The following is a 13099-nucleotide window of genomic DNA, read 5'->3' on the forward strand; positions in this document are numbered from 1 at the left end:
GCACCACTCCACAGACGGAAGACAGTGACGTGACCCAGTTCCTCACCGCCATCGTGAACGGCCTGGCACTCGGTGTGCCGTTGTTCCTCGTCGCCAGCGGACTGACGCTCATCTATGGCGTGATGGGCGTGCTGAACTTCGCGCACGGGGCACTGTTCGCCGTCGGCGCTTACGTCGTCGCCTCGCTTCTGGGCGGGCAGACAGTCGGGCTCGGTGCGTTCGTGATCGCCGCGCTCGCCGGCGCGCTGGTCGTCGGAGTGCTGGGCCTGGCCAGCGAACGCACCATTTTCACGAGGCTGTACAACCAGGGTCACGTGATCAATCTGCTCGCCTCATACGCGCTCATGCTCATCCTCGACGGCATCATCATCATCGTCTTCGGGCCGGGAATCTATCAGACCAGGCCGCCGGCAGAGCTGACCAGCCCGCTGCGGCTGGGCTCGGTCGTGCTGCCCTCCTACGCGCTCTTCCTCATCCTGATCGGGCTCGTCGTCGCCGTCGCGCTGTGGTGGATGCTGGATCGTACGATGCTGGGCGTACGGATCCGTGCGGTCGCCTTCGACCGCCAGACCGCCAGCGCGCTCGGCGTGCGCACCCGCTGGGTGGGTGCCGGCGTCTTCGCGCTCGGCACCGCTCTGGCTGGCTTGGCGGGGGCACTGGCGGCCCCGCAGCTGACCGTGGCCCCGGGACTGGACGCCGTGTACATCATCCAGTCGTTCATCGTCGTCATCGTCGGGGGGCTCGGGTCGATCTGGGGCGCGCTGGTCGCCGGCATCGGGTTGGGGCTGATCAACAGCTTCCTGATCACCTACGCGCAGGGCTGGGAGTCGTTCGGCATGTACATCGCGATCGCGATCGTGCTGCTGCTGAGACCTCAAGGGCTGCTCGGCAAGACCAAGCTGCAGGGGGCTTGACATGGTGGATACGAACCCCACCACGCTCATCAAGCAGCGTGCGTCGGCCTCGCCCGCGCAGCGCACGCGCCGCCTGCTCGGCGGTCTCGACGTTCCGATCATCGCCCTGATCGTGGGAGTGGCCGTCTCGTTCGCCCAGGGCAACATCCAGTTCCTCGCCGGGACCATCGCCATCTACGCCCTCTTCGCCGTCGCGACCAACATGCTCATCGGCTGGCTCGGCGTCATGACCTTCGGCGCCGCCGCATACTTCGGAGCGGGTGCATACTTCGTTGCGCTCATGAGAGACGTCGAGATGTCGCCGCTGCTGCTCGTGCTGCTGGCCGGGATCGTCGGCGCGCTCCTGGCCGCGGTGTTCGCCTTCGTCACCATTCGCATCCACGGGATCGCGCTGACGATGCTCACCCTTGTCTTCGGGCAGATCCTGTACCAGCTGCTGTTCAGCATCCGCGAGCTCGGAGGGGATGACGGAATCCCCGGCGTCCCCTCGGGCCAGCTCTTCGGGTTGCGCCTGGCAAGGCCCGAGGACTTCTGGATCTATGTGATCGTGATCGTCGCCGTCTGCCTGATCGCGGTGAAGGTGGTGTACCGCTCCTCGTTCGGAAGAAGCGTCATCGCCATCCACGACGACCCGCTCCGCGCCGATGCCCTGGGTGTTCCGCTGAAGGCGACGCGCGTGAAGGTGTTCGTGATCGCGGGCTTCTTCTCGGCCATTGCCGGTGCCCTCCTCGCGCAGCAGCAGGGCATCGTCACGAGTGAGAGCCTGCACTGGATGCTCTCCGGCGAGGTGCTGATCATGTGTCTGATCGGGGGGAGCGCGAGCTTCTGGGGGCCGGCGATCGGAGCTGCCGTGCTTCTCGTGCTCGACACGCAGCTGTTCCGCGGGATGAGCTACTCCTCGCTGTTCATCGGTCTGATCCTGCTCGCCGTCGTCATGGTCTTCCGTGGCGGGATCGCAGGGCTCCCTGCGCAAGTGCGGGGATGGCTGGATCGCCTTGGGGCCCGGCGCCCCGAGTCGGACGAGAGGAGAACGCGATGAGCCTGCTGGAGGTGGATTCGGCCGGCAAGTCATACGACGGCGTGCCGGCGGTCACCGATGTGTCGTTCGCGGTGGAACCCGGCGAGACCCTGGCCGTCATAGGCCCGAACGGCGCGGGTAAGTCCACGCTGTTCGGGGTGGTGGCTGGTGAGCACCAGGTCACGTCGGGTCGCGTCCGGTTCCAAGGCGTCGATGTCACGCGGTGGCGCGCGAACCGTCTCGCCAGAGCCGGGATGAGCCGTACGTTCCAGGTGGCTCGCCTGTTCGGCAGCCGAACGGTCGAGGAGAACGTCTCGCTCGCGATCGCGGCCAAGAACGGCTGGTACCGCAGCATGTTCGACTCCTTCGACCGCACGGTGCGCCGAAATCGTGTCCAGCTCGACGACGCCCTCGACCGACTGCGCCTCTCAGCCCTCCGCGATCGGCGGGCGGCTGACCTCTCGCAGGGCGACCGCAAGCGGCTCGAGTTGGCGATGGCCGTCGCCCAGGAGCCGGTCATGCTGCTGCTGGACGAGCCCACCGCCGGCATGTCGAACGAGGACTGCGACATCACGGTGGAACTGCTTCACGAGATCAAGCGCCACGACGACCAGCTGGCCGTCGTGATGACGGGTCACGACATGCAGGTGCTGCTGGCCGTGGCCACGCGCGTGATGCTGATGGCCGAGGGGCGTACTGTCCTCGATGCCGACCCCGAGACCGTCCGCACCAGCCCGCAGGCGCGCGAGCTCTACCTGGGGGAGAACGCGTGAACGACTCCGTCCTCACACTGCAGCGGGTCGACGCGTCCTACGGACCGGCCCAGGCCCTGTTCGGCATCGACCTCGACCTCGCGCAGGGCGAGACCATCGCCCTGCTGGGCCGCAACGGCGCAGGCAAGACCACGACGCTGCGCGCGGTGATGAACCTGATGGTGCGCCGCACTGGCCGGATCGACGTGTTCGGCTCACCTGCCAAGGGCCCGGCCGATGCGATCGCGAGACGCGGTGTCGGCTGGGTGCCGGATGACCGGCGCATCTTCCCCACGCTCACGGTCCGCGAGAACCTCCGGCTGGCCCAGCGCGCGGGCCGGTCGAAGGATCGCGCGCCCGTCTCGTTCGATGAGGTGCTGGAGATCCTGCCCATCATGAAGCGCCTGATCGATCGTCGGGGTTCGGCGCTCTCGGGCGGAGAACAGCAGGCGGTGGCGATCGCCCGTGCCATCATGGCCCGCCCGCGGCTTCTGCTGCTCGACGAGCCGACCGAAGGACTCGCCCCGGTGATCGTCGACGAGTTGGAGCAGGCCGTCGCCGATCTTCCCGGCCGCTTCGGCATGTCGATCCTGCTCGCCGAGCAGAACCTTCGGTTCGTGCAGCGCACGGCGCGACGTGTGATCGTGCTGGAGACAGGGCGCCTGGTCTACAGCGGCACCGTCGAGGAGTTCGCCGCGAATGACGACGTCCGTGAACGCTATCTGGCGATCGGAGCAGCATGAGCGCCGCACGAGAACTCGCCCGCGCAGCAGCCGGAGTGCGATGGAGCGGGCTGGATGAGCCGACGCGCGACAACGCACGGGCCGTCTTCCTGGACACGCTCGCCGTCATGGCGGGCGGCGTCGCCCGCGACCTGCAGAGCGGGCTCCGCCGTCTTCTCCTCGCCGGATCGGGCGACGGGCCCGCGACGGTACTGGGCGCGGCCCGGGGGCTCTCGGTGTCCGAAGCCGTCGCGCTCAACGCCACGCTGCCCACGGTGCTCCAGCTCGACGAAGGCTACCGGCTGTCGCGAGGTCATCCGGGCATCCATGTCGTCCCCGTCGCGCTCGCCGTCGGTGAGCAGCGCGGCGCCTCGGTGGACGAGGTGCTGTCGGCGCTGGTCGCAGGTTACGAGGTCGCGGCGCGGATCGGGGTGGCGATGGGAGGCACGAAGCCCGACATCCACCCGCACGGGAACTGGGGGGCGGTGGGTGCGGCCGTGGCCGCCGCCTGGCTGCACTCCGACGCTGACCCTGCAGCGATCGAGGCCGCGATCGACATCGCCTCCGGGCTCGCCGGACGGCACGATCGCCGGGCCGCGGCGCGCGGGGCCGGCATGCATCATCTCTGGGCGTCGACCGGCGCCCACACCGGCCTGATCGCCGGGACGGCCGCCGCCGCGGGGGCGAGCGCCGTCGAAGGCGCGCTCGTCGACTTCCTGCTTCCGGGCAGCGGTGCCGCGCCGCAGCCCGCGCTCCTCACGGACGGGCTGCGCGACGGCTCGTTCACACGCTTTCTCATCGCGGAGAACTACTTCAAGCTGTGGGCCTCCTGCGGACACACGCACACTGCGATCGGGGCGGCCCTGGAGATCGCCGCGCACGGGCCCGTCCCGGTTGAAGACATCGAGACCGTCGAGGTGCGAACGTTCCGGGCCGCATCGACCTTGGATGCGCGGACCGCGGAGAACGCCCTGGCCGCACGCTTCAGCATCCCCTACGTCGTCGCCGCGGCGCTGCGCGACGGACGCTTCGACGACGACTCGGTGGAAGACCCCGCCCTCGACGCGCTCACGCCGATCGCGGCGAGAGTGCGCGTCGTTCACGACGAGAGCATGGACGAGGGCTATCCGGAGCGCGGACGACCGACGACTGTCACGGTGCATCTGAAGGACGGCGGGAGCCGTTCGGCCGAGGCGCTGCTCTCCGCGGGCGACCCGGAGACTCCGGCGACCTCGACCGAGCTCGAGGACAAGGCGCTCCGTCTGTTCGGATCGGCTTTCGGGCAGACGGCGGCGCGGGAGATCGTCGACCGCTGGAACGGCCTCGGGGCGTCGGCGAGCATCACGCAGCTCTCGGGCGCGTTGCGCAGGGCGGTCGCATCGGAAGGAGGACTGTCATGACGGACGTGACGACAGAGGACACCTGGACGATCGAACCGGTGTGCTTGGGGGAGTTCCCGATTCTCGAGCGTTCGGCGTTCACGTACATGCGCGGGTACGGGGAGAAGTTCTCCGCCCCGGCGATCGGGTTCGTTCTGAGGTCGCGATGGGGCACCGTGCTGCTGGATACCGGGCCCGGAGACCCTGCCGGCAACGACGGACTGCATTCGACCTGGACGCGCACTCCCGAGCAGGAGCTCGTGACGGCACTCAGGTCGGTGGGGGTCGAGGCCGATGAGCTGGAGTGGGTGATCCTCTCCCACCTGCACTACGACCACTGCTCCGATCTCGATCTGTTCCCGCGAGCGACCTTCGTCGTGCAGGCTGAGGAGCTGCGCTCTGCCGTCGACCCGGTCCGGCCGCAGCGCGGCATGTACGAGTTCGGCTTCGAGGGGAGGATTCCTCCGTGGATGACGGTGACCTCGCAGCTTCGCACGGTGCGGGGTGACACGACGCTGTTTCCCGGCTTGGATCTGATCCTCCTGCCGGGTCACACCCCCGGACTGCATGGCGTGCTGGTGCAGACGACGGGGGGTCCGCATCTGATCGCGGTCGATCTGGTCAGCGTGCTCGACAACTGGGGGGCCGGCGGGCCCGACGACTGGATCGCCCCCGGCATCCACGTCGACCTGGCCGCCTGCGAGCGGAGCTTCGAGCGAATCCGGGAGACCGGCGCCCGGGTCATCGCCACGCACGACTGGCGGACGTTCGATCACGCCCGCTACCCGGCGGAGTGACCGTGCGCGTGGTCGTCCTCGATGACTGGGAGGGTGCAGCGCGCTCGGCCGACTGGGAGTCCTTGGGCGCCGGCGTCTCGGTGACCGTGCAGACCGAGCATCTGGTGGGGGAACCCTCCGTGGCGAACGCCCTCGCCGGCGCCGAGGTCGCCGTGGCCATGCGCGAGCGGACCCCGATCACCGAGACGCTTCTGGCGGCGCTGCCCGATCTGCGCCTGATCGTCACGACGGGCGCGGCAAACGCGGCGATCGACCTCGACGAATGCCGGCGGCGCGGGATCATCGTGTGCGGCACGGGATCGCATCCCGGGGGCCCGGCTGAGTTGACCTGGGCCTTGATCCTGGCTGCGGCGCGTCGACTCGACCGAGTCCTGCCCGGAATGCGAGCCGGTGAGTGGCCGTCTCTGCCCGGAACGGCGCTGCATGGACGCACGATCGGTCTGATCGGTCTTGGCCGCGTCGGTTCTCAAGTGGCGCGAGTGGGCGCCGCGTTCGGAATGGAGGTGCGCGCGTGGACGCCGACGCTGACGCCTGAGCGTGCCGCCGAGAACGATGCGATCGCGGCGTCGTTCGATGAGGTCGTCGAACGGGCGGACTTCCTGTCGCTGCATGCTCCTCTGAACGACCGGACTCGGGGAATCGTCGGGCGTCCGGTACTGGAGCGGATGAAGGCGTCGGCGTGGTTGATCAACGCGTCCCGCTCCGGCCTCGTCGATCGCCTCGCGCTGACCGAGGCGCTGGATGGAGGCGGTCTGGCCGGCGCGGCGCTGGACGTCTTCGATGCCGAGCCCCTGGAAGCGGGGGATCCGCTCCGCGCACGCTCGAATGTGATCCTGACCCCGCACCTCGGGTACGTCACCGATCTCGGGCTGGAGCACTGGTTTCGCGACGTCGTGGCAGACATCGCGGCCTGGCGCTCAGGCGATCCGATCCGGGTGATCGTCTGAGTGCCGTGATCGCGATTTAATGATACTGTATCAAATATCAAAGGAGGATGCCGTGGACGTCGATCTGCTCAGCGTGACGCCGAACGAAGGCGTGCTCGCGAACAGGACAGCCCTCATCACGGGCGCCGCCGACGGGCTCGGCTGGGCGATGGCTACGCGCTTCGCGAGCGAGGGGGCCCGTATCGTCATAGCCGATCTCAACGCGGACAAGGCGACGGCTCGGGCGGGCGAGCTCGTCCGCGGAGGCAGCGCCGCGATGGCCGTCGAGGTCGATGTCACGGATGAGCAGTCCGTCGCGCAGATGGTCGAGCAGGTCACGGGCGCGTACGGCGGGATCGACGTGCTCGTCAACAACGCCGGCATCACCCGGGACGCGGTGCTGCGCAAGATGACCCTGGATGACTTCCGGCTCGTGATCGACGTGCACCTGCAGGGCTCCTGGCTCTGCACGCGTGCCGTGGTCGCCGCGATGCGCGCGGTAGGCACCGGGGGCTCGATCGTGAACATGTCCTCCATCTCCGGCAAGGTCGGAAACCCCGGGCAGAGCAACTACTCCACCGCCAAGGCGGGCATGGTCGGCATGACGAAGGCGGTGGCCAAGGAGGTCGCGCGCTATGGGATCCGGGTCAACGCCATCGCGCCAGGCCTCATCAAGACGGCGATGACGGACGCCATGGATCAGGACGTGCTCGAGGCGTCCGTTCAGACGGTGCCGCTCGGGCGGATCGGGCTCCCCGAAGACGTCGCGGACGCCGCGCTTTTCCTCGCCGGCGACCACTCCTCGTACATCACCGGGTGCCTCCTCGAGGTGACCGGAGGAAGGCACATGTGACCATGACTCAGGAACGGATGCCTGTGGACGGGCGGTTCTTCGAGGACCTCGCCCCCGGCGACACCTTCACGAGCTCGGGGCGCACGATCACCGAGTCGGACGTCGTCAACTTCGCCGGGGTCAGCGGCGACTTCAACCAGATCCATCTCGACGTCGAGGCGTCGAAGAATACGATGTACGGTCAACGCGTCGCCTACGGGATGCTGGGAGCGTCGATCGCGACCGGTCTGCTGGATCGGCTCGGCGTGTTCCGCACCTCGATGGCGGCGATGCTGGAGATCGAGTCGTGGAAGTTCGTCGGGCCGATCTTCATCGGCGACACCGTGCACCTCCGCCTGACCATCGAGTCGACCCGGCTCACGAGCCGGGGGGATCGGGGCGTCGTGCGTCGCCGGATGGAGCTGATCAATCAGCGCGGCGAGGTCGTGCAGGACGGCATCATCACCGTCATGGTGCTGTGCCGTGCGGCGGCGTTGGATGCGGAGCGAGTCTCCGAGCCGTCCAGATGATCGCGACGATGACGCGGCCCGTGCGGCGCCGACGCTCAGGCCGTCGCGACGCTGTCGGCGGGAGCGTCCCAGAATCCCTGCCGTTCGAGCACGCGCACCGCCTGCTCTCCGGTGTGTCGGAAGTGCCCGGAGAGTTTCGCGAAGGCGGCATCGGCGTCGCCGTCGCGCAGAGCGCTGATGATGTCGTCGTGCTCCGCGATGGCGCGCTCCTTCCAGTCCCACTCGACGGGCTGCGCGAAGAAGGCGCTGGGCATGTTCTGCGACAGAACGCGCAGAACGGAGCGGAGGCGCCGCGACGCGCCGGCACGGTTGATGAGCTGGTGGAACGCGTAGTTCAGGCGATCGTGCTCGTGAGGGTCCTCGGTCGCGCGCATCTCGCGCTGCACGCTCTCCAACTGCTCGAGCACGGCGGCGTCGGGGGCGCCGGCCAGGCGGCTCGCCGCGATCCCCGACAGCATCCCGTACATCTCGTAGTGGTCGCGGATGTCGTCGCGCTCGAGCTGGGCGACGTACATGCCGCGCCGGGCGATGCCTTCGACCAGCCCCTCGGTCTCGAGGGTGATCAGCGCCTCGCGCACCGGGAGGCGGGACACGCCCAGTTCGTCGGCGATCGCATCCTGGTCGATGCGGATGCCGGGCCGGAGCTCGCCGGAGAGGATCAGATCTCGGACGTGCTGGGCGACCTCTTGCTTGAGGTTTCCGCGCACGGGGCGTCTCGAGGTCTCGAGCATGCCTCTTCCCTTCTTTCCTTCACTTCGACGCTGATACTTGATACCGGTCGTCCGGCTGATGCTATCGCACTCGGAAAGGGGAACCCGTGACATACCTCGACTGGATCCGCGAACGCGGGGCGCAAGAGCTCGCCTCCGGCCCCGCTCCTCTGGGCACCCTCTCCCGCATCGATCCCGCGGCGCGCCTGCGAGGAGCCGCGGAGATCCGTACGGGCCGGGTCCACTCGCTCGCCCTGCCGCTGACGGAGGGACCGAACCTGCGTCATGACGAGCTCCCCGGATTCGAAGTGCAGACCTTCTTCCGGCAGGAGCCCACGGGAGTGTTCACGGACCCGGCGATCGGCTCGGGGACCGACCACGTGCGCCTCGATGCACACGGCATCGACAACACACACATCGATGCGTTGAACCACACCGCGGTCGACGGCCGATGGTACGGAGGGTCGGCGACGGACACTCCGGGCCTGGCGACGCTGGCCGAGCTGGCCGTGGAGAGCGTGGTGGGCCGAGCCGTTCATCTCGACCTCGCTGCAGCCCGGGGCGTCGAGTGGGTCTCGGTCGATCAGCCCGTGACCGCGGAGGACCTTCGCCGCGCCCTCGAGAGCACGGGGCGCACGATCGAGTCGGGCGACGTGCTGATGCTCGACCTGGGGCGCGACCGCTACGTCGCCGCCGGCGGGCCGCTTCGGGCGGAGCGCCGACCGGGCGTGGGCGAGAGCGGTGCACGCTGGCTGTCCGCGCAGCCCATCGCCGCGGTCGCATGGGACCTGCTGGACGCGAAGCATCCGGACGAGCCTCCGGCGGCCGTTCATCTGCTTAACTGGGCGATCGGGCTGGTGCTCATCGACAACTGCGACTTCTCGCGAGCGCGTGACGACCTCGCCGCCGGCGGACACGCCGGCATGTTCGTGGCCGCCCCTCTGCCGATCCGCGGCGCGACCGGCGGGAACGTCAATCCGATGGTGATCGTATGAGTCAGGAGGGCACGATGGAGCACAGCGGACGCACGGTCGTCATCACCGGAGCTGCGCAGGGCATCGGTGCCGGGGTGGCGGAACTGTTCGCGACGCGTGGCGCGCACGTGATCGGCCTCGACCTCGCGGGCGCCGTCACCGAGCACATGGAGCGTCTGGGCGGCTCGGGTCACGTGCTCGACGTGAGCGATCGGAAGCGCGTCGACCAGGTCGTCGCGGACGTCGTCGAACAGCGCGGCCGGATCGACACGCTCGTCAACTGTGCAGGAATCGTCCGCCGCCACAGCTTCGTCGACATGCCTCTGGAGGATTTCGAGCTGCTCTGGAAGGTGAACGTCCAGGGCGTCCTCGTGGCGAGTCAGGCCGTGGCGCGGTCGATGATCGACTCCGGGACGGGTGGATCGATCGTGAACCTCGCCTCCGTCGCGGCGGAGCATGTGGGAGCGACCAGCTCGGGATACGCGGCGACGAAGGGGGCGGTGATCTCGCTGACGCGGGGAGCCGCCGTATCGCTCGCACCACACGGCATCCGAGTCAACGCGGTGATGCCAGGGCCCGTCGAGACGCCGATGAATGCGGCTCTGCGCGAGGATCCGGACTACCTCGCCGCGCTCCTCGCCCGAGTCCCGCTGGGACGTCAGGGCGCTGCTGCCGACGTAGCGGAGGCGATCGCCTTCCTCGGCGGTCCGCGCTCGGAGTGGATTACCGGGGAGATCCTCCGTGTCGATGGCGGCGTATCGGTGCTGCGATGAGCCGGTCGTGAATGCGCGCTGCGCGCAGTCGTCCCAAGAAGTCAGAACAGGAGAAAAGCAATGAACACTGAGGTTCGCGAGATCGGTCACTGGATCGAGGGCGTCGAGCAGACGCCTGCGGGCGCCCGCACGGCGGACGTCTTCAACCCCGCGGCCGGCGCCGTGAGCGGTCGGCTCGCGCTCGCCGACGCGGGCGACATCGACCGGGCGATCGCCTCGGCTGAAGCCGGGTACCGGGTGTGGAGCGAGTACTCCGTCGCGAAGCGCCAGGCGGTGCTCTTCTCGTTCCGCGAGCTGCTCAATGCGAAGAAGAGCGAGCTGGCTGCGATCATCACCGCCGAGCACGGGAAGGTGCTCTCGGATGCGATGGGCGAGATCGCTCGCGGCCAGGAGGTCGTGGAGCTGGCCACGGGGTTCCCGCACTTGATGAAGGGCGCGTTCACCGAGAACGCCTCAACGGGCATCGACGTGTACTCGCTGAAGCAGCCGCTCGGCGTGGTGGGCATCATCTCGCCCTTCAACTTCCCGGCCATGGTGCCGATGTGGTTCTTCCCGATCGCCATCGCCGCGGGCAACGCCGTGGTGCTCAAGCCCAGCGAGAAGGATCCGTCCGCGGCGCTGTGGATCGCGCGGCTGTGGCAGGAGGCGGGACTCCCCGACGGCGTCTTCACCGTGCTGCAGGGGGACAAGACCGCCGTGGACGGGCTATTGGAGGATCCGCGGATCGCCTCGATCTCGTTCGTGGGCTCGACCCCGATCGCACAGTACATCTACGAGACGGCGGCCAAGCACGGCAAACGGGTGCAGGCGCTGGGCGGGGCGAAAAACCACATGCTGGTGCTGCCCGACGCCGATCTCGATCTCGCCGCCGATCAGGCCGTCAACGCCGGCTACGGCGCCGCGGGAGAGCGGTGCATGGCCATCAGTGTGGTGCTGGCGGTCGAACCCGTCGCCGACTCGTTGATCGAGAAGATCGCAGAGCGCATCGCGGGACTGCGGGTCGGCGACGGCGCGGGAGTGGACGGTGTCGAGCCCGACATGGGGCCGCTGATCACCCGGGAGCACCGGGCGAAGGTCGCCGAGTACGTCGACATCGCCGAGGGCGACGGCGCAACCATCGTGGTCGACGGGCGCACCCACGTGGTGCAGGGCTGCGAGGACGGGTTCTTCTTCGGCCCGACACTCATCGACAGGATGCCCACCGAGTCGCGCGCGTACCGGGAGGAGATCTTCGGGCCGGTGCTGCAGGTCGTGCGCGTGTCGAGCTTCCAGGAGGCGGTTGATCTGATCAACTCCGGCCGGTTCGGCAACGGCACGGCGATCTTCACGAACGACGGCGGTTCCGCCCGACGGTTCCAGCATGAGGTCGAGGTCGGGATGATCGGCATCAACGTCCCCATCCCGGTGCCGGTGGCCTATCACTCCTTCGGCGGATGGAAGGCGTCGCTGTTCGGCGATGCGAAGGCGTACGGCGCGCACGGGTTCGAGTTCTTCACCCGGGAAAAGGCCGTCACGTCGCGCTGGCTCGATCCGGCCGGTCGGCACGGCGCGACGCAGAGTAGCATCAACCTCGGTTTCCCCCGCAACGATTGAGAGTCGCCGTGTCTGACAGCTACGTCTACGATGCCGTACGCACCCCCTTCGGGCGGGCGGGCGGCGCACTGTCCGGGATCCGTCCCGACGATCTCGCCGCGGTCGTCATGGCCGAGACGGTGCGCCGGACGGGGCTGGACCCGAGTCGGATCGACGATGTGATCTTCGGCGACGCGAATCAGGCCGGCGAAGACAACCGGAACGTCGCGCGCTTCGGTGCCCTGCTGGCCGGCTTTCCGTCGAGCGTGCCCGGCGTCACGGTGAACCGGCTGTGCGGATCCTCGATGGAGGCCGTCATCCAGGGCTCGCGCGCGATCGAAGCAGGGGATGCCGACATCGTGCTCGCGGGCGGGGTCGAGTCGATGAGTCGCGCCCCGTTCGTCGTCGAGAAGCCGGGCAAGGGCTGGCCCGCATCGGGGAATCCGACGATGTGGAACACGTCGATCGGGTGGCGGATGGTGAACCCCCGTCTTCGGAAGGACTGGACCATCTCGAATGGGCAGTCCGCCGAACTGCTCGCCCAGCGGTACGACATCTCCCGGGACGCGCAGGACGCCTTCGCGTTGCGGAGCCATCGCCTCGCCGCGGAGGCGTGGCGCGACGGGGTCTTCGACGGGGAGATCGTGCAGGTGCCCGACGCGCAGCTCGAGCGCGACGAAGGCATCCGCGAGGACACGACGTTGGAGCGCCTCGGTGCGCTGCGCGCGCTTTTCGTCGAGGACGGCTCGGTCACAGCCGGCAACTCCTCATCGATCAACGACGGTGCCGCGGCGATCCTCGTCGCCGCCGAGGGCACGATCGAGGGCGAACCGCTCGCCCGGATCGCCGGTCGCGGCGTCTACGGCAACGACCCCGATGTGTTCGGGGTCGCACCCGTGGAGGCGGCGAACCGTGCCCTCGCGCGCGCCGGGCGGGCGTGGAGCGAGGTCGACGTCGTCGAGCTGAACGAGGCGTTCGCCTCGCAGTCCCTGGCGTGCCTGGCGTCGTGGCCCGAGCTCGACCCGGCGCGGCTCAACGTCCACGGGGGCGCGCTCGCGATCGGGCATCCGCTCGGCGCGTCCGGCGCCCGCGTCATTGGTCGCGCCGCGCACGAGCTGCGTCGGCGCGGCGGCGGGGTGGCCGTGGCCGCGCTGTGCATCGGCGTCGGGCAGGGGCTCGCGGTCGTCCTCGAACGATAGA

General features: G+C 68.9%; 14 protein-coding genes. 13 read left to right on the forward strand and 1 reads right to left on the reverse strand.

All coding sequences use genetic code 11. The features are described from left to right. Window positions 1–29: 29 nt before the first annotated feature. From BKA02_RS06635 to BKA02_RS06675, 9 genes are read left to right on the forward strand one after another with little or no spacing between them, the layout of a single operon-like run. Window positions 30–914, forward strand: coding sequence for an ABC transporter permease subunit (locus tag BKA02_RS06635; protein WP_179432438.1), 885 nt, complete (start codon window positions 30–32; stop codon window positions 912–914). A gap of 1 nt (window position 915) precedes the next feature. Then, complete coding sequence (locus BKA02_RS06640) at window positions 916–1953, forward strand: branched-chain amino acid ABC transporter permease (protein WP_179432440.1); 1038 nt, start codon at window positions 916–918, stop codon at window positions 1951–1953. Beyond that, window positions 1950–2705: an ABC transporter ATP-binding protein gene (locus tag BKA02_RS06645; protein ID WP_179432442.1), complete on the forward strand. Its 756-nt coding sequence runs from the start codon at window positions 1950–1952 to the stop codon at window positions 2703–2705. The genes BKA02_RS06640 and BKA02_RS06645 overlap by 4 nt, the downstream gene beginning before the upstream one ends. Then, window positions 2702–3427 (forward strand): ATP-binding cassette domain-containing protein, encoded by a 726-nt coding sequence (locus BKA02_RS06650; RefSeq protein ID WP_218844484.1) that lies wholly within the window; start codon window positions 2702–2704, stop codon window positions 3425–3427. The genes BKA02_RS06645 and BKA02_RS06650 overlap by 4 nt, the downstream gene beginning before the upstream one ends. After that, complete coding sequence (locus tag BKA02_RS06655; protein WP_179432444.1) at window positions 3424–4806, forward strand: MmgE/PrpD family protein; 1383 nt, start codon at window positions 3424–3426, stop codon at window positions 4804–4806. Before BKA02_RS06650 ends, BKA02_RS06655 begins: the two co-directional genes overlap by 4 nt. Continuing rightward, entirely contained in the window at window positions 4803–5582 is a 780-nt protein-coding gene (locus BKA02_RS06660; RefSeq protein ID WP_179432446.1) for an N-acyl homoserine lactonase family protein, read from the forward strand. The genes BKA02_RS06655 and BKA02_RS06660 overlap by 4 nt, the downstream gene beginning before the upstream one ends. 2 nt (window positions 5583–5584) lie before the next feature. Next, complete coding sequence (locus BKA02_RS06665) at window positions 5585–6529, forward strand: NAD(P)-dependent oxidoreductase (RefSeq protein WP_179432448.1); 945 nt, start codon at window positions 5585–5587, stop codon at window positions 6527–6529. 52 nt (window positions 6530–6581) lie between these two features. Further along, entirely contained in the window at window positions 6582–7361 is a 780-nt protein-coding gene (gene fabG / locus BKA02_RS06670; protein WP_343045363.1) for a 3-oxoacyl-ACP reductase FabG, read from the forward strand. A gap of 2 nt (window positions 7362–7363) precedes the next feature. Further along, window positions 7364–7870, forward strand: a complete 507-nt coding sequence (locus BKA02_RS06675; protein WP_246286195.1) for a MaoC/PaaZ C-terminal domain-containing protein — start codon at window positions 7364–7366, stop codon at window positions 7868–7870. Between the two features lie 35 nt (window positions 7871–7905). On the opposite strand, the gene BKA02_RS06680 is transcribed toward BKA02_RS06675, so the two are convergent. Next, window positions 7906–8601 (reverse strand): GntR family transcriptional regulator, encoded by a 696-nt coding sequence (locus BKA02_RS06680; protein ID WP_179432452.1) that lies wholly within the window; start codon window positions 8599–8601, stop codon window positions 7906–7908. A gap of 86 nt (window positions 8602–8687) precedes the next feature. Here BKA02_RS06680 and BKA02_RS14355 point away from each other — a divergent pair, with 86 nt between their 5' ends. The 4 genes from BKA02_RS14355 to BKA02_RS06700 are packed head-to-tail and all read left to right on the forward strand — an operon-like array spanning window position 8688 to window position 13098. Beyond that, window positions 8688–9575 carry a cyclase family protein gene (locus tag BKA02_RS14355; protein ID WP_179432454.1) on the forward strand — a complete coding sequence of 296 codons (888 nt, stop codon included), beginning with the start codon at window positions 8688–8690 and terminating at the stop codon, window positions 9573–9575. 14 nt (window positions 9576–9589) lie between these two features. After that, entirely contained in the window at window positions 9590–10327 is a 738-nt protein-coding gene (locus BKA02_RS06690) for an SDR family NAD(P)-dependent oxidoreductase (protein WP_179432456.1), read from the forward strand. A gap of 60 nt (window positions 10328–10387) precedes the next feature. Beyond that, on the forward strand, window positions 10388–11920 hold the full coding sequence (locus tag BKA02_RS06695) for a CoA-acylating methylmalonate-semialdehyde dehydrogenase (protein WP_179432458.1): 1533 nt from the start codon (window positions 10388–10390) through the stop codon (window positions 11918–11920). Window positions 11921–11928: 8 nt separating this feature from the next. Beyond that, on the forward strand, window positions 11929–13098 hold the full coding sequence (locus BKA02_RS06700; protein ID WP_179432460.1) for an acetyl-CoA C-acyltransferase: 1170 nt from the start codon (window positions 11929–11931) through the stop codon (window positions 13096–13098). Window position 13099 lies beyond the last annotated feature (1 nt).

This window comes from Microbacterium pseudoresistens, from assembly GCF_013409745.1.
In the GTDB taxonomy this organism is placed as follows: Bacteria; Actinomycetota; Actinomycetes; order Actinomycetales; family Microbacteriaceae; genus Microbacterium; species Microbacterium pseudoresistens.